The organism is Paraburkholderia hayleyella (assembly GCF_009455685.1).
Lineage (GTDB): Bacteria > Pseudomonadota > Gammaproteobacteria > Burkholderiales > Burkholderiaceae > Paraburkholderia > Paraburkholderia hayleyella.
The window spans coordinates 1,660,565-1,682,009 of sequence record NZ_QPES01000001.1 but is presented as its reverse complement, the minus strand read 5'-3'; the positions used below and the strand labels follow the sequence as shown (position 1 = coordinate 1,682,009).

At 62.9% G+C, this 21,445-nt stretch carries 15 protein-coding genes; 9 read left to right on the top strand and 6 right to left on the bottom strand.

Translation table 11 applies throughout. The annotated features are described in order from the left end of the window. Positions 1–139 precede the first annotated feature (139 nt). Entirely contained in the window at positions 140–1,021 is an 882-nt protein-coding gene (tsf, locus tag GH657_RS07560; RefSeq protein WP_153100138.1) for a translation elongation factor Ts, read from the bottom strand. A 234-nt stretch (positions 1,022–1,255) separates the two neighbouring features. Then, positions 1,256–2,008, bottom strand: coding sequence for a 30S ribosomal protein S2 (rpsB, locus tag GH657_RS07555; RefSeq protein WP_153100137.1), 753 nt, complete (start codon positions 2,006–2,008; stop codon positions 1,256–1,258). A gap of 451 nt (positions 2,009–2,459) precedes the next feature. On the opposite strand from rpsB, the gene map reads away from it, so the two are divergent. The 4 genes from map (at position 2,460) to GH657_RS18455 (ending at position 8,184) form a co-directional block, all read left to right on the top strand. Next, on the top strand, positions 2,460–3,290 hold the full coding sequence (map, locus tag GH657_RS07550) for a type I methionyl aminopeptidase (protein WP_281349407.1): 831 nt from the start codon (positions 2,460–2,462) through the stop codon (positions 3,288–3,290). Between the two features lie 97 nt (positions 3,291–3,387). Continuing rightward, the gene (locus GH657_RS07545; protein ID WP_153100135.1) at positions 3,388–5,946 is read left to right on the top strand and encodes a [protein-PII] uridylyltransferase; all 2,559 of its coding nucleotides are present in this window, start codon (positions 3,388–3,390) and stop codon (positions 5,944–5,946) included. Between the two features lie 400 nt (positions 5,947–6,346). After that, complete coding sequence (locus GH657_RS18460; RefSeq protein ID WP_343031263.1) at positions 6,347–7,453, top strand: hypothetical protein; 1,107 nt, start codon at positions 6,347–6,349, stop codon at positions 7,451–7,453. Further along, positions 7,396–8,184 (top strand): pseudouridine synthase, encoded by a 789-nt coding sequence (locus GH657_RS18455; protein WP_343031262.1) that lies wholly within the window; start codon positions 7,396–7,398, stop codon positions 8,182–8,184. The genes GH657_RS18460 and GH657_RS18455 overlap by 58 nt, the downstream gene beginning before the upstream one ends. Before the next feature lie 223 nt (positions 8,185–8,407). Here the strand turns inward: GH657_RS18455 and def are convergent, their stop codons facing one another. The 4 genes from def to smc form a co-directional block, all read right to left on the bottom strand. Continuing rightward, entirely contained in the window at positions 8,408–8,941 is a 534-nt protein-coding gene (gene def / locus GH657_RS07535; RefSeq protein ID WP_153100133.1) for a peptide deformylase, read from the bottom strand. Further along, positions 8,938–10,989, bottom strand: a complete 2,052-nt coding sequence (gene ligA, locus GH657_RS07530; protein WP_153100132.1) for an NAD-dependent DNA ligase LigA — start codon at positions 10,987–10,989, stop codon at positions 8,938–8,940. The genes def and ligA overlap by 4 nt, the downstream gene beginning before the upstream one ends. 238 nt (positions 10,990–11,227) lie before the next feature. Continuing rightward, positions 11,228–12,484, bottom strand: a complete 1,257-nt coding sequence (locus tag GH657_RS07525) for a cell division protein ZipA C-terminal FtsZ-binding domain-containing protein (RefSeq protein ID WP_153100131.1) — start codon at positions 12,482–12,484, stop codon at positions 11,228–11,230. A 97-nt stretch (positions 12,485–12,581) separates the two neighbouring features. After that, entirely contained in the window at positions 12,582–16,103 is a 3,522-nt protein-coding gene (smc, locus tag GH657_RS07520; RefSeq protein ID WP_153100130.1) for a chromosome segregation protein SMC, read from the bottom strand. Between the two features lie 570 nt (positions 16,104–16,673). Here smc and dapC point away from each other — a divergent pair. The 5 genes from dapC to prmB all read left to right on the top strand — a co-directional run bounded on the left by dapC (position 16,674) and on the right by prmB (position 21,365). Further along, a complete protein-coding gene (gene dapC, locus GH657_RS07515) occupies positions 16,674–17,900 on the top strand; it encodes a succinyldiaminopimelate transaminase (RefSeq protein ID WP_153100129.1) in 1,227 nt (408 codons plus the stop codon). A gap of 67 nt (positions 17,901–17,967) precedes the next feature. Beyond that, positions 17,968–18,798, top strand: coding sequence for a 2,3,4,5-tetrahydropyridine-2,6-dicarboxylate N-succinyltransferase (dapD, locus tag GH657_RS07510; protein WP_153100128.1), 831 nt, complete (start codon positions 17,968–17,970; stop codon positions 18,796–18,798). Further along, complete coding sequence (locus tag GH657_RS07505; RefSeq protein WP_153100127.1) at positions 18,798–19,160, top strand: ArsC family reductase; 363 nt, start codon at positions 18,798–18,800, stop codon at positions 19,158–19,160. The genes dapD and GH657_RS07505 overlap by 1 nt, the downstream gene beginning before the upstream one ends. Positions 19,161–19,285: 125 nt before the next feature. Continuing rightward, a complete protein-coding gene (gene dapE / locus GH657_RS07500; protein ID WP_153100126.1) occupies positions 19,286–20,437 on the top strand; it encodes a succinyl-diaminopimelate desuccinylase in 1,152 nt (383 codons plus the stop codon). Positions 20,438–20,480: 43 nt separating this feature from the next. Then, positions 20,481–21,365 (top strand): 50S ribosomal protein L3 N(5)-glutamine methyltransferase, encoded by an 885-nt coding sequence (prmB, locus tag GH657_RS07495; RefSeq protein WP_153100125.1) that lies wholly within the window; start codon positions 20,481–20,483, stop codon positions 21,363–21,365. The last annotated feature ends 80 nt before the right edge of the window (positions 21,366–21,445 follow it).

The window sequence follows — 21,445 nt, the reverse complement described above, 5'->3', positions numbered from 1 at the left end:
CAGCCACCCGGCACGTGAAGCGTGTGCTCAAGTGTACGCACGAGTACGCACGACGTTGGCATGCTGGCTGCGACAGAAAGAACATCTGCCGCAGCCGCCGCGAAATGCAATTGGCGAAAAACTAAAATGATTTTAAAACTTACTGCTGTCTGGCCGCGGCAACCTGGGCTGCCACTTCGGCAGCAAAGTCGTCCTGGCGCTTTTCGATGCCTTCACCGACCACGAACAGCGCAAACTTTTGCACGCTGGCATTGGCCGCTTTCAACATCTGTTCGATCGTTTGCTTGTCGTTTTTCACGAAAGTCTGATCGAGCAGCGATACTTCTTTCAGGTACTTCTGCACGCTGCCTTCGACCATCTTCGCCACGATCTCGGCAGGTTTGCCGGATTCGGCCGCCTTTTGCTCCGCGATATTGCGCTCGGTGGCGATCAGTTCCGCCGGAACGTCTTTCGACGACAGCGCAACCGGTTTCATGGCTGCGATGTGCATGGCCACGTCCCGGCCAATCTGCTCATCGGCCGCGCTGTATTCGACCAGCACACCGATGCGGGTACCGTGCAGGTAAGCGGCCAGCTTGCCTGCCGTTTCGAAACGCACGAAGCGGCGGATCGACAGGTTTTCACCGATCTTGCCCACCAGCGCCAGACGGATCGCGTCAACGGTCGAGCCATCGAGCGGCAGCGCCGACAGCGCAGCGACATCGGCCGGATTGTGTGTTGCCACGAGTTCTGCGACGGTTTTTGCAAAAGCGTTGAAATCATCGTTTTTCGAAACGAAATCGGTTTCGCAATTCAGCTCGACAATCGCGCCCGCATTGCCGCCCATGAACGATGCGATCACGCCCTCGGCCGTCACGCGCGAAGCCGCCTTGCTAGCCTTGTTGCCCAGCTTCACGCGCAGCAGCTCTTCAGCACGCGCCATGTCGCCATCGGCTTCGGTCAGGGCTTTTTTGCATTCCATCATGGGCGCATCAGTTTTTGCGCGCAGCTCTGCAACCATGCTTGCGGTAATTGCCGCCATTATTTGCTCCTTGGGTCTGTCTGGGTTTGTCTTTCACACGCTGCCTGCATTGGATACAGACAGAAGAGACTGGTTTCGCCTTCGATCTGGCTTCGGCTTGCTACTTTAGTTCGCCGCTTCAGGGGTGTATGCCGCAGATCATGATCTGCGATGACTCACCCTAAACGCCAGATATCGCGGCTTAAAAAAAGGGGGCCTATAGAGAGCCCCCTTTTTTGCCGGAAACGGGCTGCTTTACGCCTCCGCGCTGACCTCGACGAACTCGTCGCCGTCACCGCCACGTGCCGCCTGCACCACTTCGTTCACTGCATTCGAGCGACCTTCGAGGATCGCATCCGCCACGCCTTGCGTGTACAGGGCAACAGCCTTGCTGGCGTCGTCGTTACCTGGGATCACGTAATCAATGCCTTCAGGCGAATGGTTCGTGTCGACCACGGCGATCACCGGGATGCCCAGCTTGTTCGCTTCAGTGACGGCAATTTTGTGGTAGCCCACGTCAACCACGAAAATCGCATCAGGAATGCCGCCCATGTCTTTCACGCCGCCAATCGACTTTTGCAGCTTGGCGATTTCGCGTTCGAACAGCAGCGCTTCTTTTTTGCTCATGCGCTCGAGATCGCCGGCTTCAACCGCGGTTTCCATTTCTTTCAGGCGCTTGATCGAAACTTTCAAGGTCTTGAAGTTGGTCAGCATGCCGCCGAGCCAGCGTGCGTTGACATAAGGCATGCCCGCGCGCTGTGCTTCTTCAGCAATGGTGTCGCGCGACTGGCGCTTGGTGCCGACAAACAGGATCGTGCCGCGATTGGCTGCCAGCTGACGCACATACTTGAGCGCGTCGTTGTACATCGGCAGCGTTTTTTCGAGGTTGATGATGTGAATCTTGTTGCGATGACCAAAGATGAAAGGGGCCATCTTGGGGTTCCAGAAGCGTGTCTGGTGACCAAAGTGGACACCCGCTTCCAGCATTTGACGCATGGTAACTGCCATGAAAAACTCCACAAGGGTTAGGTCTTAAGCTGGCTGCCGTATTTGTGACTGTGGCGCCCGGGCTTGCACCGTGCACCGGTTATTTATTCACCACACAAACACCCTGGATGCGCCAGCTTGCGAATGTACTGCCGTACTGCCGTATTACCGTACTCGTACTACCTGCTACGCTCAGCCGCCGTTTTTCGCTCCCGGCCCCGCACCACCCCGCATCACCCCGCACCACATAACCCGCACACAACCTTTCCACGGATTACAAACACAGGATTCGCCCAAGAGCATAGACGACCTAGCCAAAGATTATAGCATGTGGCTATACCCACACTCAACCGGTATAGCCAGGACATGTCTTGGCTCCAAGGCCTCAAACCCGGTCTCATCCCTTCCCCAGGCCGCAAGGCCAATCGCGCAAAAGCCGGCGGAGGCAGGCGGATAGTGCGATAATCGACAAATATTTGCATCCCAAATTCCAATCATGTCGATTACCCTCAAAAACGAACACGATATCGCCCAGATGCGCATCGCCTGCCGCCTGGCGAGCGAGGTGCTCGACTACATCACCCCTTTTATCGCCGCAGGTATCACCACGGCCGAGCTCGACCGCTTATGCCACGAGTACATGCTGCAGCAGCAAGGCACGATTCCCGCGCCGCTCAACTACCAGCCGCCAGGCTATCCGCCCTACCCCAAAGCCACCTGTATTTCAGTCAATGATGTGATCTGCCATGGCATTCCCGGCGACAAAATCCTGAAAAACGGCGATGCGCTCAATATCGACGTCACCGTCATCAAAGACGGCTATTTCGGCGATACAAGCCGCATGTTCATTGTCGGCGAGGGCTCCATTCTGGCGCGCCGGCTGGCCCAGACCACCTACGAATGCATGTGGCTCGGCATCGTCCAGGTCCGCCCGGGCGCGCATCTCGGCGATATCGGCCACGCGATCCAGCGCCATGCCGAAGCCCAGGGCTATAGCGTGGTGCGCGAGTACTGCGGTCACGGCATCGGCACGGTTTTTCACGAAGATCCGCAAATTCTCCATTACGGCCGCCCCGGCACCGGGCTTGAACTGCAAGCAGGCATGATCTTCACCATCGAACCCATGATCAATGCGGGGCGGCGCGATATCCGCACCATGCCCGATCAATGGACCGTCAAAACCCGGGATCGCAGTCTCTCGGCACAGTGGGAGCACACCGTGCTGGTCACCCCGACCGGTTACGACGTGCTCACCGTGTCCGCGGGTACGCCCGAGCGCCCCGCCCTCGTCGCCGCGGCTTGAGCGGCGGCTTCGAGCGCCCCCCTGGCACCCACGTCAACCCGCCCCTCTTTTGCCCTCATTGCCCCCTCGCTCCATCAAGAACCACGCGTCAGCTTGCATGCCGCCCGCTGCCGCGTCGCTCAAGGCGGATTACCGGGCAGCCAAGGCGCAATTGCTGGCGCGCGCGGAAACCTCCACGCGCATCGACAGCGTGATGCAGGCGCTCGCCCGCCTCACCGATGACACCCTGCGACAAGCCTGGGACGCCTGCCAGCTTCCCGAGGAACCCGCGCTACTGGCGGTCGGCGGCTACGGACGCAATGAACTGGCGCCTTATTCCGACGTCGATATTCTGGTGTTGCTGCCCGATACGCCAGTGGCAGGTCTCGAAGCCTGCGTCGAGCAGTTCATTGGTTTTGCCTGGGATCTGGGGCTGGAGCTGGGCAGCAGCGTGCGCACCGTCTCCCAATGTCTCGAGGAATCAGCCCAGGACATCACGGTGCGCACCTCACTGCTCGAAGCGCGGCGCATTACCGGCAACGCGCAACTGGTCGAACGCTTTACCCGGCAGTACCGGACAACGCTCGAACCACGCGCGTTTTTTCAGGCCAAGGTACTTGAGATGCGCCAGCGGCATGCCCGCTTCCAGGATACGCCCTACGCGCTCGAACCCAATATCAAGGAAAGTCCGGGTGGGCTGCGCGACCTTCAACTGATTCTCTGGGTCACCCAGGCGGCGGGCTTTGGCAGCAGCTGGCGCGAACTCGACGCGCTCGGGCTGATCACCCACCGCGAAGCCCGCGAGCTACATCGCAACGAAGCCTTTCTGAAAACGCTGCGCGCTCACTTGCATATCATCGCCAGGCGCCGCCAGGACATCCTCGTGTTCGACTTGCAAGACCGTGTCGCCGCCAGCTTCGGTTATCGCTCCAGTACCGCCCGGCGCGCCAGCGAGCAGCTCATGCGGCGCTATTACTGGGCCGCCAAGGCGGTCACGCAGCTTGCCACCATCCTGATCCAGAACATCGAAGCCCAGCTCTTTCCCAGCACGAGCGGCATCACGCGGGTGCTGAACGAACGTTTCGTCGAAAAACAGGGCATGCTCGAAATCGCCCACGACGATGTTTTCGAACGCGAGCCCAAGGCCATTCTCGAAGCCTTCCTGCTGTACGAACAGACACCGGGCATCAAGGGTTTGTCAGCGCGGACCTTGCGTGCGCTCTACAACGCCCGCGAGATGATGAATCATCACTGGCGGCGCGATCCTGAAAACCGGCGCTTGTTTCTGGCGATCCTGCAGCAGCCCGACGGCATCACCCACGCGCTGCGCCTGATGAACCAGACCAGCGTGCTCGGACGGTATTTGCTGAATTTCCGCCGCATCGTCGGACAAATGCAGCATGACCTGTACCACGTCTATACCGTCGACCAGCACATCCTGATGGTGGTGCGCAACCTGCGCCGCTTCGCCATCGCGGAACACGCCCACGAATATCCGTTTTGCAGCCAGCTCAGCGCCAGCTTCGAGCGGCCGTGGGTGCTCTATGTCGCGGCACTGTTTCACGATATCGCCAAAGGCCGGGGGGGTGACCATTCGACGCTGGGCATGGCCGACGCCCGGCGTTTTTGCCAGGCCCATGGCATCGGGGGCGACGATGGTGCGCTGGTGGTCTGGCTGGTGCAGCATCATCTGAGCATGAGCCAGGTCGCGCAAAAGCAGGATACGAGCGACCCGGACGTCATCAAGCGCTTTGCGCAACAAGTAGGCGACGAACGTCACCTGAGCGCGCTGTATCTGCTGACAGTCGCCGATATCCGCGGCACCAGCCCCAAGGTCTGGAACGCCTGGAAAGGCAAGCTGCTCGAAGACCTGTACCGGGCCACGCTGGCCGTGCTGGACGGCGCCAGGCTCGATACCCATTCGGCGCTGCAAACCCGGCAACAGGAGGCGCTGGCGCTGCTGCGCCTCGGGGCCGTGCCGGAGCAAGCCCATCAGACGCTGTGGAGCAAGCTCGATGTGGCGTACTTCCTGCGCCACGATGCCGCCGATATCGCCTGGCAAACGCGCATGCTGTATCGCCATACCGACACACCGCTGCCGGTTGTGCGGGCGCGCCCCGCGCCCATTGGCGAAGCGTTGCAGGTGCTGGTGTACGTCAAGGACCGCGCGGATCTTTTCGCCAGCATTTGCGCCTATTTCGACCGCAGCGCGCTGTCCGTGCTCGACGCCCGCATCACGACCACCCAGCACGGCTACGCGCTCGATAATTTTCTCGTCGCTTATACCGGGCAAGACATCCATTACCGCGATATCGCCAATCTCGTCGAGCAGGAACTCAGCCAGCGGCTTGTCGCCGATGGCCCGCTTTTGCCCGAGCCCTCAAGGGGACGTCTGTCACGCCTGTCGCGGACGTTCCCGGTCATTCCGCGCGTCGACCTCCGGGCCGACGAGCGTGGCCAGTACTACATCCTGTCCGTTTCGACAAACGACCGGCCAGGCCTTCTTTATTCGATCGCGCGCGTGCTAGCCGAGCATCAGGTCGGCGTCCATGCGGCGCGGATCAATACGCTTGGCGAACGTGTAGAGGATGTGTTTCTGCTGGATGGAAACAGCCTTTCGGACAACCGCCTGCAAATTCAGGTCGAGACCGAGCTGCTGCGCGCGATCGCCGTATGACTGTGTGATGTGTGAGACCCCATGCGAACAAAACTAACCGCCAAGCACCCGCGACCGGCGTCATCCCAACGCGCCCCAGTTCGTACCGGCAGCACCGCTGGGCGTAAGCCAGTACGGCCCGCCGGAGCGCGCCCGGCATCCGGGGATGCGCCACGCAAAACCCTGCCTGCGCGCGGTGCGCCAGGTTCGGGAACGCGCCCGGCATCCGGCGCGAGCCCGCGCAGCTTTACCGAGCGGCCTTTGCGCCGCGAAGGCGCACCGGCCCGTCCGCCTCGGGCAGAGGGTGAGCGTAGCCGGGGAGAATATTCGCGGGATTCGCGCGCGCCACGTGAAGAAGGCGCGCGTCGCTCCTACAGTAGCGGTCCCGCTGCTGCAGCCGGTGTAAAGCGTGGCGAACGTTTTGAACGTCCTGCACGTGATGGCGCTCCGCGTGGCGAACGCTTTGAACGCCCTGCCCGTGATGGTGCTCCGCGTGGCGAACGTTTTGAGCGTCCTGCCCGTGATGGTGCTCCGCGTGGCGAACGTTTTGAACGCCCTGCACGTGATGGCGCTCCGCGTGGCGAACGTTTTGAGCGTCCTGCTCGTGATGCCGCTCCGCGTGGCGAACGTTTTGAACGTCCTGCACGTGATGGTGCTCCGCGTGGCGAACGCTTTGAACGCCCTGCCCATGATGCCGCTCCGCGCGGCGAACGTTTTGAACGTCCTGCACGTGATGGTGCTCCGCGTGGCGAACGCTTTGAACGCCCTGCCCGTGATGGTGCTCCGCGTGGCGAACGCTTCGAGCGTCCTGCTCGTGATGGTGCTCCGCGTGGCGAACGTTTTGAGCGTCCTGCACGTGATGCCGCTCCGCGCGGCGAACGTTTTGAGCGTCCTGCACGTGATGGTGCTCCGCGTGGCGAACGTTTTGAACGTCCTGCTCGTGATGCCGCTCCGCGTGGCGAACGTTTTGAGCGTCCTGCTCGTGATGCCGCTCCGCGTGGCGAACGCTTCGAGCGCCCTGCCCGTGATGCCGCTCCGCGTGGCGAACGCTTCGAGCGTCCTGCCCGTGATGCCGCTCCGCGTGGCGAACGCTTCGAGCGCCCTGCCCGTGATGCCGCTCCGCGTGGCGAACGTTTTGAACGTCCTGCACGTGATGGTGCTCCGCGTGGCGAACGCTTCGAACGTCCTGCCCGTGATGCCGCTCCGCGTGGCGAACGCTTCGAACGCCCTGCCCGTGATGCCGCTCCGCGTGGCGAACGCTTCGAGCGCCCTGCCCGTGATGCCGCTCCGCGTGGCGAACGCTTCGAGCGTCCTGCCCGTGATGCCGCTCCGCGTGGCGAACGCTTCGAGCGTCCTGCCCGCGCAGCGCCATCCTCACAGGCAAGAGATACCGCCAAACCACGCGCGCATCACAAATCGCGCGACTCGCGCGAATCAGGCGATCCCCTCAGCTCGCGTCCAGACCCAGCCATGCGGCCACAACGCGATTACAGCGACACACCAGGCATGCTGCGCCTGTCGAAACTGATGTCGGAACTCGGCCTGTGCTCGCGCCGGGAAGCGGATGAATGGATAGAAAACGGCTGGGTACTCGTCGATGGCGTACGCATCGACACGCTGGGCACCAAGGTGCGGCCAGACCAGCGCATCGAGCTCGACCCCGCGGCCCAGGCGATGCAGCAAAAGCAGGTCACCATCCTCATACACAAAACGGTGGGCTACGTCTCCGGCCAGGCTGAAGATGGCTATCAACCGGCCGTGACCCTGGTCACGCCCGAAAACCGTTGGGAAGGCGATGCGTCCGGCATCGCGTTTTCCATTGCCCACTTGCGCACGCTCGCGCCTGCGGGCCGGCTGGATATCGATTCAACCGGGCTACTCGTACTGACTCAGGATGGACGCGTCGCCAAGCAACTGGTCGGCGGACATTCAGGCGTGGACAAGGAATATCTGGTGCGTGTGACGTATGGCGGCATCTCGACCGATGTTGAACAGCACTTCCCGGCTGCCAGCCTCGCGCTGCTCTGTCACGGTCTGGAACTCGACGACGTGCCATTAAAGCCCGCCAGCGTCACCTGGCAAAATGGCGAGCAGTTGCGCTTCGTCTTGCGCGAAGGCAAAAAACGGCAAATCCGTCGCATGTGCGAGCTGGTCGGGCTGCATGTGGTTGGCTTGAAGCGTGTACGGATCGGACAGGTCTCGCTGGGCGCGCTGCCCGCGGGGCAATGGCGTTATCTGGCCGCCGACGAAGCCTTCTGACCTTTCCGGGGCCTGCTTTGCCCGGGCTCTGCTTCACCCGGGCTCACGAGGCAACCCAACCGGCTCCGTGCCGATAAGCCGCCCAGTTTGCGGCTCATCGGCACGGAGCGGCTTGTCATGCCGCCCCGTCCCCGTCTTCCGCATCGAAACACCGCCTCGCAAAGCCCGGCGAACCCAGCCAGGTTCATCAGCCTCGCGTAATGGGTCCGCCATCTGTCACCTGTCATTCACCCGGCTCAGGATCCATATCGGGGAATAGCACGCTGGCAAAGCCAAACTTGGCGAAATCGGTGATCCGCATGGGATACAGCTTGCCAATCAGGTGATCGCACTCATGCTGCACCACCCGGGCATGAAACCCTTGTGCGACGCACTCAAGCGGTTGGCCGTACTGGTCAAAGCCCTTGTAGCGAACCATCGAAAAGCGGTTAACCGCCCCCCTCAACCCATGGACTGACAGGCACCCTTCCCAGCCCTCTTCCATATCCTGCGACAGCGGCGTGAGCAGCGGATTAATCAGCACGGTCTCGGGCACCGGTGCGGCATCGGGATAGCGCGCGTTGTGACTAAAGCCAAACACCACGACCTGCAGATCGACGCCAATTTGTGGCGCGGCAAGACCCGCGCCATCCGCAGCGCGCATCGTGTCGAACATGTCCGCGATCAGCTGGTGCAGCTCTGGCGTATCAAAACGGTCTACGGGCCTGGCCACACGCAACAGCCGTGTATCGCCCATTCTGAGAATTTCACGAATCATGTTGGCTCCTGCTCCAAAAGCTTTTGCATTCCTTCTTCATCGAGAACTGGAATATCGAGCGCCTCGGCTTTTTCAAGTTTGCTGCCAGCCTCCGCCCCCGCCACGACATAATCGGTTTTCTTCGAGACCGACCCCGTCACCTTAGCGCCTGCCGCCTCAAGCAACGCCTTGGCTTCTTCACGTGAAAGCGTTGGCAACGTGCCGGTCAGCACAATCGTTTTGCCCGCCAGCACGCCGCGCGGCGCCCTGGGTGCGGGTGGCCCCTCGGGCCATGTCACCCGGCCAGGCGCGCGCAACTGTTCGATCACCGTGCGGTTATGGCTTTCGGCAAAAAACTGGTGCAGCGATTCCGCGACAATCGGCCCCACATCGTTGACCTGCAACAGCTCATCCACGGGCGCCGCCATGAGCGCATCGAGCGAGCCGAAATAACGGGCAAGATCTTTCGCGGTCGATTCACCCACGTGACGAATGCCGAGCGCGTAAATAAAACGCGCGAGCGTGGTGTGCCGCGCCTTTTCTAACGAATCAATCAGGTTTTGCGCGGATTTTTCCGCAAAGCGGTCCAGCGCGGCGAGCGTGGCAAAGCCCAGATTAAAAAGATCAGCCGGTGTGCGTACCAGGCCTTGCTCGACCAGTTGCTCGATCAGCTTCTCGCCCAGCCCGTCGATATTCAGCGCCCGGCGCTGGGCAAAATGCCAGAGCGCCTGCTTGCGTTGCGCCGGACAAAAAAGTCCGCCACTGCAACGGGCAATCACTTCATCAGGCAGGCGCTCAATCGCCGAACCGCATTCGGGGCACTGCAGCGGCATGACGAACTCGCGTGCATCGGCCGGACGGCGCTCGGGTAGCGCGCTCACGACTTCGGGAATCACGTCGCCCGCCCGGCGCACGATCACCGTGTCACCCAGACGAATATCCTTGCGCCGGATTTCGTCTTCGTTATGCAGCGTGGCATTGGTTACCGTGGCCCCGCCGACGAAGACCGGCTCAAGCCGCGCAACCGGGGTAATCGCCCCCGTTCGTCCGACTTGCACGTCGATGGCCAGCACGCGGGTGAGGGCTTCCTGCGCGGGGAACTTGTGCGCCAGCGCAAAGCGCGGCGCGCGGGAAACAAAGCCCAGCGCTTCTTGCTCCTCGCGCCGGTTCACCTTGTAGACCACGCCGTCGATGTCGTAAGGCAGTTGCTCGCGCTTTGCGCCCACCCGGTTAAAAAATCCCAGCAGCCCCTCCGCGCCCATCACCACCGCGCGCTCCGGATTGACCGGCAAACCCAGGGCGTCGTACCAGTCAAGCAGCACGTCATGAGCCGGTGGTGGCGGCGCGCCTTCGAGCACCCCCATGCCATAAGCAAAAAACGATAGGGGCCGTTGCGCGGAAATGTGGGAATCGAGCTGGCGCAGGCTGCCTGCCGCCGCATTGCGCGGATTGGCGAACTCGCGCTGACCGGCTTCGCGCTGGCGCAGGTTAAGGCGCTCGAAATCGCGCTTGAACATCAGCACTTCACCGCGCACCTCCAGCACCTGGGGCAGGTTGCTGCCCTTGAGCGTCAACGGAATGGAGCGAATGGTACGGATGTTATGCGTGACATCTTCGCCGGTAGCGCCGTCGCCCCGCGTGGCGGCCTGGACCAACTGGCCATTCTGGTAGCGCAACGAAACCGCAAGGCCGTCGAACTTCAGCTCGCAGGCGTACTCGATGGGCGTTTTGCCCAGCGCCTCGGACACGCGTTTATCGAACGCGACGATATCCTGGTCGGCAAAGCCGTTATTGAGCGAAAGCATCGGCAGCGCGTGCGCGACGGACAAAAAGCCGCTGGCGACCTCGCCACCCACACGCTGGGTGGGGGAATCAGGGGTGATCAGAGCGGGATACGCCTGCTCAAGTTGCTGCAACTCGGCAAACAGCCGGTCGTATTCGGCGTCGGGCAACTCCGGCTGATCGAAGACGTAATACGCACGGTTGGCGCGTTCAAGCTCGGTGCGCAGCGCCGTCAGGCGCTCGGCGGGACTGCTGGGGAAAGCGTCTGGAAGGCGGGGGTGGGCCATGAGAAGAGCCCCAAGTGGGCCAGTGAAATTCAGACGCCAGATTATCTCAGGAAGCGCTCGCCGCGACATCGGCCAGATGGCAGGGATTGAACGGGGATCACGCCAAACTCATCCCCCAAGCCCCAATCAGCGTCCGAAGAAAAAAGAGAAAATCAGGCGCACCCCTTATGCGGCACGCCTGACAGTGGCTTGAATCTGGCCGGGGTCCGGCTAGAGCCGGGCCCCGGCTCGCTCGATCCTACTGGCTAAAAAGCCGCCGGGTCGCGGGCGAGCCCGCCGGAATACCCGCCTGCTCCAGCCTGGCGTAGAGCGCCATCAACTGTTTTTCAATCGCCAGCAGCGAGGGTTCGGGCAGCGCCCGCCGCTGCTCATCCACCACCCGGCCGCCAATGCGCTCAGCGAGCGATTTCGCGTAATCGCAAATCAGGCGAAACGGCAGGATGTCTTCATCGGCGACGGGCACATCGAGCACCAGCGCGATCATCTGGCCGCCCTTGTAGGTCAGGTCATCGCGCAGGAAATTGGTGTCGCCGAACTGCAGCATGAAGGCCGGATTTTGCTTGGCATCGAGCTTGACAAAGCGCGTGCCATCGCGCGAGAGCAGCAAGCCGTCTTGCGATGCCACGGCCTGAACATAATTGGCCGACCATGGCGCGCCATCGGAAAGCACGTTGATCGACAACTGCGCGTCGCATTGCGCGGCGAACGCATCGAGCTCGCGCGCCATCGACACGGTTTCCATCATGTCGGGAAACTCCGGCGCGGCGTCGATCGCATCCGCGAACTGCTGCACGCCGGTGACGAACTCGGAGAATTCGAGTTCATTGAGCGCTCCGCTGCGGTTAGCCAGCTGGACGGCGGCGCGCAGCATCGCATAGCGCACGCCATTTTGCAGCGGCTCCCAGACGCTCGAGCCTTCGGCCTGACCTTCGATATGAACCGGCTTGCTGCCCGCCCGGCGCAGACGCTGCGCCAGCATCAGCGCCTTGTCGCCCGCGACTAGCGTGGCAGGTGTCAGCGGCACGATGCAGTCGATCCGGCGATCGACCACGGCAACCGCTGACGCCGCCCCCCTGACCTGAGCCGCGGCCGAATCTTCGGACGTGGCTTCGAAAAGCGGCTCCACGCCTCCCGGATCACTGTCCTGCGTTGCGTCTGACGCCCCTTCCACGCCCTCCGCTGCATCGTGGGAGAAAGAGGAGAAAGCCGCTTGCGCCGGCACCCCGCTTCCGGCTTCGGCGCCAAACATCGGTTCAAAGCGCGCATGATCGGCCGTGGCCTCATCCGGCGCTGCCTCGCGGCGCGGCGCGGCGCGCGTGGATTCGATAAACGGACTGGGCTCCGGCTCTTCCCGCGCGGCGTTCTCCGCGATCTCGTCGGGTGCCGGCTGTGGCAGCTTGCGGCGCACTTTCGCGCCCTGCCAAGCGTTGTACAGCACCACTCCACCCACTACCACGGCGCCTGCGCCGATCAAACCGAGTGTCAACTCGTCCATGCCCGCTCCATCAACAAAGCTTGTCATTGCGGTGCGCGTCACCTGGATCGGGCAGCTAGGCAGCTGCGGCAGCGACTCGCGCACCCCCTCTTCTGGTTCACATAGTGTTATGGGCGAAACTGCTTGCCATTTCCATGTCAACTGCGACGATGCGGGATACGCCCTGCTCTTGCATCGTCACGCCAATCAGTTGCTGTGCCATTTCCATTGCAATCTTGTTGTGGGAAATGAACAGGAACTGGGTCTTGTCCGACATCGCCCGCACCAGGTTGGCGAAACGCTCGGTATTCGCGTCGTCAAGCGGCGCGTCCACTTCGTCGAGCAGACAAAACGGCGCCGGATTGAGCTGGAACATCGCAAACACCAGCGCCGTCGCGGTTAGCGCTTTCTCGCCCCCCGACAACAAATGAATTGTCGAATTTTTCTTGCCGGGCGGCTGGGCCATCACTTGCACCCCGGCATCGAGAATTTCATCGCCCGTCATGATAAGCCGGGCCTGGCCGCCCCCGAACAGCCGCGGGAAAAGCTCGCCAAAATGCCGGTTCACTTCATCGAAGGTTCCTTGCAGCAACGTGCGGGTTTCCTGGTCGATCTTGTGAATCGCGTCTTCGAGGGTTTCAATCGCGCGCGTCAGGTCGGCCGACTGGGCATCGAGGAAGGTCTTGCGCTCGCTCGCGCTCTTCAGTTCGTCCAGCGCCGCCATGTTCACCGCGCCCAGCGCGGCGATGGCGTTGTTCAACCGTGTGACTTCGCCTTGCAGATACGACGGCTTCATCTCGGGCGTGAGCTTGAGCTGGAGTTCGGCCTCATCGACACCCGCGGCGGCAAGCTGCTCGATGAACTGCTCGCCGCTCAGGCGTGCGGCCTGCTCTTTCAGCTGGAGTTCGGTGATGCGCTCGCGTAACGGCTGCAAGGCGCGCTCGGCGCTCAGACGAGTTTCGTCGGCGTGGCGCAGCTTCGTGCCCAGATCGTCCAGTTCGAGCCGTGCAGCACGCAGGATCTCGTCTTTTTGCGCACGGATTTCGAGCGCCTCCTGCAAGCCCGTATGGGCCGTTTGCCCGTTGATGGTTTCCAGTTCGGCGCGAGCGTCTTCCAGCGCCAGCGCCACGCGCTCGCCTTGCTCATGCGCGACCTGAATGCTGCGCTTTAACTCATCGATCCGGTTCGCGCCATGGCGTGCGGCAAAACGCGCATCGGTGGCGGCGCGGTCGAGATCGCGCGCTTCGTTGCGCGCCGCGCTCAACGCGGCATCGTGCGCTTCAAACGCTTGCTGGTGATCTTCGAAACAGGCCTGGAGCTCCGCCAGCTGGAGATCGTGGCGCTCAAAATTCGCTTCGGATTCGCTCCGCCGGGCGCGCTGCTCTTCAAGCTGGGCAGCGATTTCGTCGAGTTCTTCGCCGATTTGCGTGTTGCGCTGCGTATAGCGCTCGTGCGCCTGGGCCAGTTTCAGCACGTCCATTTGCAGCGCATGTACCCGTTGCGTGGCGCGCTCAGCTTGCTGGCGCACCTCCGTCAAGGCCTCCGCGGCCTGGGTGTGGGCCGCTTCAGCGCGAATCGACGCGCTCCGGGCCTCATCGGCAAGCAACCCCTGGGCACGCACCTGACGCGTCAGATTGTCGATTTCCTGCTGCCGTGCGAGCATCCCGGCCTGCTCGGAATCGGCGGCGTAAAGCTGCACACCCACGCGCGTCACGACATGCCCGGCCTTGACAACGAACGCGCCGCCTTCGGGCAACTGCCCACGCAGGGCCAGCGCTTCGGCCAGATCGTCCGCGACGAACACGCGGCCCAACCAGTCGTGCAGCACGGCGCGCAAGCCCGCATCATCGATGCGCACCCGCGTCAGCAGCGGATGCAATCCAGTCACCGTAGCCGGCGCGGCCAGCGCGGCGGAGGGCGGCGCGTAGAACGCCAGCTTGGCGGGCGGGGCATCCGAGGCGAAGGCCTTGACCCAGTCGAGGTTCGACACTTCCAGCGCCGCCAGACGCTCGCGCAGCACGGCTTCGAGCGCCGCTTCCCAGCCAGCTTCGACGTGCAGCTTTTTCCACAGACGCGGCAGCGCGCTGAGTTCATGCCGCGCAAGCCAGGGCTGAACCTTGCCTTCGGTCTGCACGCTTTCCTGCAATTGCCGCAGCGCGACCAGCCGCGCCTCGAACTGGTGAATCTGCGCGCTTTCCGCCTGCACCCGCTCCTGGGCGCGGCGCCGCTCGCCGTCCAGGCGCGGCAGCGTATCTTGTGCGTCGGCCAGCCGCGCTTGCGCCTCGGCGAGAACCGCCTCGTGCTCGGCAAGTTGCATGCGTGACGCTTCGAGCTGCGCTTCATCCGGGGCATCGAGGCCGCCCGCTTCGGCTTTCAGGCGCTCATGGCGTTGCTGCAACTGTTGCAACTGCAAATCGGCGTTGCGCTGATGCGCGGCTTCGAGCTTGAGCGCCTGCTCCGTTTGCGCAATGCTCGCGCGCTCGGCGTTGAGTTGCGCTTGCGCATCGCGCCAGCGGCTTTCAAGGGCGGGCATGGCGTCGTGTCTGGCGGCGGCGGTGTCTTCCGCGAGCGCGGCTTTTTCTTCCGCAACGGCGAGCTGTTCTTCGGCATCCTGCAAATCGTCGCCGGCTTTTTGCGCCTGGGCCTGCCACTGCTCGTGCTGCGCATTGAGCGCGGCGATTTGCGCCTGGGCCCGGTTGCGCGATTCGACGATGAACTTGATTTCCGCCTCGAGCCGACTGACTTCGGCATTCGCCTCGTACAGCGCGCCCTGGGTGCCTTGCAGCGCATCGCTGGCGGCGTAGTGGGCTACGCGCAGCGTTTCCAGCTCCACTTCGACTTCGCGCAGTTGCGCGGTATGCGCTTCGAGGTCGATCTGCGCCTGTTCGATCCCGCGTTGCTGGCGCTGCTGCTCGTTCGCGGCTTCGTTCTTGCGCAAGAGCCACAGCAGGCGCTGCTTTTCTTCGCCGTCGGCCTGCAAATCCCTGAACTTCGTCGCCACGATCGCCTGGGCTTCGAGCTTTTCGAGGTTCGCCCCCAGCTCGCGCACGATGTCTTCGACACGCGTCAGGTTCTCGCGCGTGTCGCTCAGACGGCTTTCGGTTTCGCGGCGGCGCTCCTTGTACTTGGAGACGCCCGCGGCTTCTTCGAGAAACACGCGCAGCTCTTCAGGCTTGGCCTCGATGAGGCGCGCAATCATGCCCTGCCCGATGATCGCGTAAGCGCGCGGCCCAAGGCCCGTGCCGAGGAAAATGTCCTGGATGTCGCGGCGTCGGGCAGGCAGGTTGTTGATGTAGTAACTGGAGGTGCCATCGCGGGTCAGCACGCGCTTCACGGCGATTTCGGCGTACTGGCTCCACTGGCCCGCCGCGCGGCCATCGGGGTTGTCGAACACCAGCTCGACGCTGGCCCGGCTGCCCGGTTTGCGCGCGGTCGAGCCGTTGAAGATCACGTCCTGCATGGATTCGCCACGCAGTTCGGAGGCCCGCGATTCGCCGAGCACCCAGCGCACGGCGTCAATGATGTTGGATTTGCCACAGCCGTTCGGACCCACCACGCCCACCAGCTGGCCCGGAACCTGGAAATGGGTGGGATCGACGAAGGACTTGAAGCCAGCGAGTTTGATCGAGGTCAGACGCACGGCGATATCGCTGGTTAAATTGAAGACGGTGAATGGGAACTCACGAACTGCCCACGGCTCAGAGCCCAAGTTTGGGGCCCATGACACAGCGCGGCACGCGGCTAAAGGCCCGGGACTGGCCGCCGAGCCTTAAAAATAGCGGCAATCATACCATCGAGCGTGAGCCCTTCCCGCGTTCTGGCCCGACTTGCGTTCACGCCCGCGTGCGGCACGCGTACGACACGTGCGGCACACCCGATTTGGCCCAGGCGAAGCTTGCATGAAACACGCTACCCGCCGCGTCCCGCATCCGGCGGAACGCCAAGACGCCGAAGAGCGCCACGCTATAATCGCCGCAGCTTAAATAAGCACGCGGCAACGGCACATGGAACGACTACCGCGCAGCGGCCACTCAAAGTGGGCCTCATGGTCGGCATCAGGTCTCGTGTCTCGCGTCGCGCCCCCAGGCCATCAACAGAATCAACCGCTTCGTTCGCCGCCTGACGCTTCGCCTCTACCTGAGTTTTTGCCTCCTTCTCTCTTTCTCTTTCTCTTTTTGCCTCTTCCCTCTTCTTTTTCCCGGTAAACCCCGTGAATCCACGACTCGACGCTCTCCAGCCTTACCCCTTCGAAAAGCTTCGCGCGCTGTTCCAGGGCATCGTGCCGCCCGCCCATCTGACGCCGGTCAGCTTCGGCATTGGCGAGCCCAAGCACCCCACTCCGGCGCTGATCCGCGAGGCCGTGGTAGCGTCGCTCGACGGCCTCGCGGCCTATCCCGCCACGGCAGGTTCAGCGCCGCTGCGCGAAGCCATCGCGCGCTGGCTCAAGCAGCGCTATCACCTGAGCGCGCTTGATCCGCTCACCGAAGTCCTGCCCGTCGCGGGTTCGCGCGAAGCACTGTTCTCGCTGGCGCAAACGGTGGTCGATCCGACGCGAGGCGCGCTCAATCCGCCGGTCGTCCTCTGTCCGAACCCGTTCTATCAAATCTACGAAGGCGCCGCGTTGCTGGCCGGCGCCGAGCCCTATTTCGTCAACAGCGACCCGACGCGCAATTTCGCCTGCGATTACACCGCGGTGCCCGCGGCTATCTGGGCGCGCACGCAACTGCTCTACGTCTGCTCGCCGGGCAATCCGACGGGAGCCGTGCTGACACTGGATGACTGGCGCGAACTCTTCGCGCTGTCGGACCAGCACGGCTTTGTTATCGCCTCCGACGAGTGTTATTCCGAAATCTACTTCGACGAAGCCGCGCCGCCGCTCGGCGCCCTGCAGGCCGCGCAGCAGCTTGGGCGGAACTTTGAGCGTCTGGTGATCCTCTCCAGCCTGTCCAAGCGCTCGAACGTGCCAGGCATGCGCTCCGGCTTTGTCGCGGGCGATGCTGCGCTGCTCAAGCGTTTTTTGCTGTACCGCACCTATCATGGCGCGGCGCTGTCGCCGGTCTACCAGGCGGCCAGCACCGCGGCCTGGGGCGATGAAACCCACGTGCGCGACAACCGCGCGCAGTACCTGCACAAGTTCAACACCGTCACGCCGATGCTGGCCGAGGTACTGGACGTGCGTTGGCCCGACGCCGCGTTTTACCTGTGGGCCGATGTGTCGCGCACCGGGCTCACCGATACGGCCTTCGCCCAGCGTTTGTTCGCCGACTATAATGTGACGGTTTTGCCCGGCTCTTATCTGGCGCGCATGGCCCACGGCACCAATCCTGGCAGCCAGTTCGTGCGGCTGGCGCTGGTCGCGGGCAGCGACGAATGCCAGAGCGGCGCGCAACGCATCGTCGATTTCTGCCGCGCGTTACCGGCGCGGACAATCGCCTGAACCGCGCCGCCCCCGACGCGCCCGGTTCATCCTCTTTCCCTTTTACATGCCCATGCAAGCCACCTCTATGTCGCAATCTTCCCTGCAGCTCATCATCGACACCGCCTGGGACAACCGTGCCGAACTCTCGCCGAAAGCCGCGCCCGCCGAAGTGCGCGAAGCCGTCGCCCATGTGCTTGAAGCGCTCGATCAAGGCACGCTGCGCGTCGCCGAAAAGCAAAACGGCGAATGGATCGTGCATCAATGGCTGAAAAAAGCGGTGTTGCTGTCGTTTCGTCTGGAAGACAACGCTGTCATGCCCGCAGGCGGCTACACGCAGTTCTACGACAAGGTGCCCTCCAAGTTCGCCCATTACAGCGCCGCCGATTTCGCCGCGGGCGGCTTTCGCGTCGTGCCGCCCGCGATAGCGCGCCGGGGTGCTTTCATTGGTAAAAACGTGGTGCTGATGCCGTCTTACACCAACATCGGCGCTTACGTCGACGAAGGCACGATGGTCGACACCTGGGCTACGGTCGGGTCATGTGCGCAGATCGGCAAGAACGTGCACCTGTCGGGCGGCGTGGGCATTGGCGGCGTGCTGGAGCCGCTGCAAGCCAACCCCGTCATCATCGAAGACAACTGCTTTATCGGTGCGCGCTCCGAAGTGGTCGAAGGCGTGATCGTCGAAGAAAACTCGGTGATTTCGATGGGCGTGTATCTCGGCCAGAGCACGAAGATTTACGACCGCGCCACCGGCTCGGTCACCTATGGCCGCATTCCGGCCGGCTCGGTGGTGGTGGCGGGCAACCTGCCGTCCCAGGATGGTTCGTACAGCCTCTATTGCGCGGTGATCGTCAAGAAGGTCGATGCCCAAACCCGGGCCAAGGTCAGCCTCAACGAACTGCTGCGAGGCGACTGATGGTCGCGCCCAAAACGGTCGTCTATGGCATTCCGAACTGCGACACCGTGAAAAAAGCCCGTGTCTGGCTGGAAGAACACGGTGTCGAGTTCGAGTTTCACGATTTCAAAAAGGCCGGAGTCACCGCCCCGCTCGTGCAGGACTGGCTCAAGGATGTCTCGCTTGAGGCGCTGCTGAACCGGCGCGGCACCACATGGCGGGGTTTGTCCGATGACCTGAAGGCTGCCGCCGATACCGAGGCCGGCGCGATCGCACTGATGATCCACAAACCGTCGGTCATCAAGCGGCCCGTGGTGGTGGTCAATGGCCGTGTCAAGGCATTGGGGTTTTCGGCGGAGCAATACGCCACGCTGTTTGCCTGAACGTGCTTCAGGCATTCCATGCAAGCTTCGGTTCAGTTCAGTACAGGGCGTGTCCGCACGCCATGCCGCCGCCGGCCCTGAGTGCCGGCATTTTTTCATTCCGCCCAGCGTTTTTCTCTCCATCCATGTCAGGCACACTCGCCCTCACCGAACAACTTATCGCCCGCGCCTCCGTCACGCCTGATGACCAGCATTGCCAGGCGCTGCTGGGCGAGCGCCTCGCGGCGCTCGGCTTTACCTGCGAGACCCTCGAATCGCACGGCGTGACCAACCTCTGGGCCGTCAAGCGCGGCACGGCGGGCACCGGTTCCGCCGCCCAGGGCAAGTTGCTCGTCTTTGCCGGACATACCGATGTCGTCCCCACCGGGCCGCTCGAACAATGGCGCTCGCCCCCCTTCGAACCCACGCACCGCGACGGCAAGCTCTACGGCCGCGGCGCCGCCGATATGAAAGCGTCGCTGGCAGCCTTCGTCGTTGCCAGCGAAGAGTTCGTCGCGGCTCATCCCGCGCATCGCGGCACGCTCGCGTTTCTCCTCACCAGCGACGAAGAAGGCCCGGCCACCGATGGCACGGTCAAGGTGGTCGAGGCCCTGCAGGCACGCGGCGAGCGCCTCGATTACTGCATCGTTGGCGAACCCACCTCCAGCGTCACGCTCGGCGACATGCTGAAAAACGGCCGGCGCGGGTCGATGTCGGGCAAGCTCACCGTCAAAGGCGTGCAAGGCCATATCGCGTACCCGCATCTGGCGCGCAACCCGGTGCACCTGCTCGCGCCCGCGCTCGCGGAACTGGTGGCTGAGCGCTGGGACGAAGGCAACGAATACTTTCCCCCCACCACCTGGCAAGTCTCGAACCTCCATGCGGGCACCGGCGCGACCAATGTCATCGCGGGCCATGCCGAGGTGCTGTTTAACTTCCGCTTTTCGACGGCCAGCACCGTGGAAGGCCTGCAACAACGCGTGGCCGCCATCCTCGCGCGCCACGGCCTCGAATACGACTTGCACTGGACCGTGAGCGGCCTGCCGTTCCTGACCCCGCGCGGCGAGCTCTCGGGTGCGCTGGAGCACGCCATTCACGCCGAAACCGGCCTCTATCCGGAACTCTCGACCACCGGCGGCACGTCGGACGGACGCTTTATCGCCCGCATCTGCCCCCAGGTGATCGAATTTGGTCCGCCTAACGGCAGCATTCACAAAATCGACGAACATATCGACGTCGCCTTTATCGAGCCACTGAAAAACATCTATCGCCGCGTGCTCGAACAACTTGTTGCCTGATTAGCCTGATTACCCTGATTACCCAGGAAGGACGCTGTCTGCCATGAATCAACCGTTTTCCACGATCCGCGACCTGCTGCGCTTCGCCGTGACCCGTTTCAACCAGGCGGAGCTGGCCTTCGGCCACGGCTGCGCCAACGCCTATGACGAGGCGGCGTATCTGATCTTGCATACGCTGCATCTACCGCTCGATTTGCTCGACCCCTTTCTGGACGCGCACCTGCGTCCCGAGGAAATCGACACCGTGCTCAACGTGATCGAGCGGCGCGCCACCGACCGCATACCCGCCGCTTACATCACCCAGGAGGCATGGATGCACGGCGTGCGGTTTTTCGTCGATGAACGCGTGATCGTGCCGCGCTCGTTTATCGGCGAACTGTTAAACGATGGCCTTCAGCCCTATGTCAGCGATCCGGACCATGTCAGCGCCGTGCTCGAGTTATGCACCGGCTCGGGGTGCCTGGCGATTCTCGCTGCCGAGGCTTTTCCAAACGCGGATATCGACGCCGTGGATCTGTCGCCCGCGGCACTCGAAGTCGCAGCGCTGAACGTCGAAACCTACGGGCTCGATGAACGGATTGCGCTTTTCGAAGGCGATCTGTTCGCCCCGCTCGCGCCTCGGCGCTATGACGTGATCTTGGCGAACCCGCCGTATGTCAATAGCGCCTCGATGCAGGTCTTGCCCGAGGAATACCGGCACGAGCCCGAAATGGCGCTGGCCGGCGGCGCGGATGGCATGGATGTGGTGCGGCGAATCATCACGCGCGCCCGCGACTGGCTCACGGAAGACGGTATTTTGGTCATCGAGATCGGCAACGAGCGCGCCCATGTCGAAGCCGCGTTTGGCGGGCTCGATCTGGTCTGGCTGTCGACCAGCGCGGGCGACGACAACGTGTTTCTGCTTCAGGCGAGCGACCTGCCGCGCTAGGGGCTGACGCCGCGGGGCCTTCATGGCGGGTGCCGCGCGCGCGTCAATCCTGCGGGGCATTCGGTAAGATGCGCGATGTG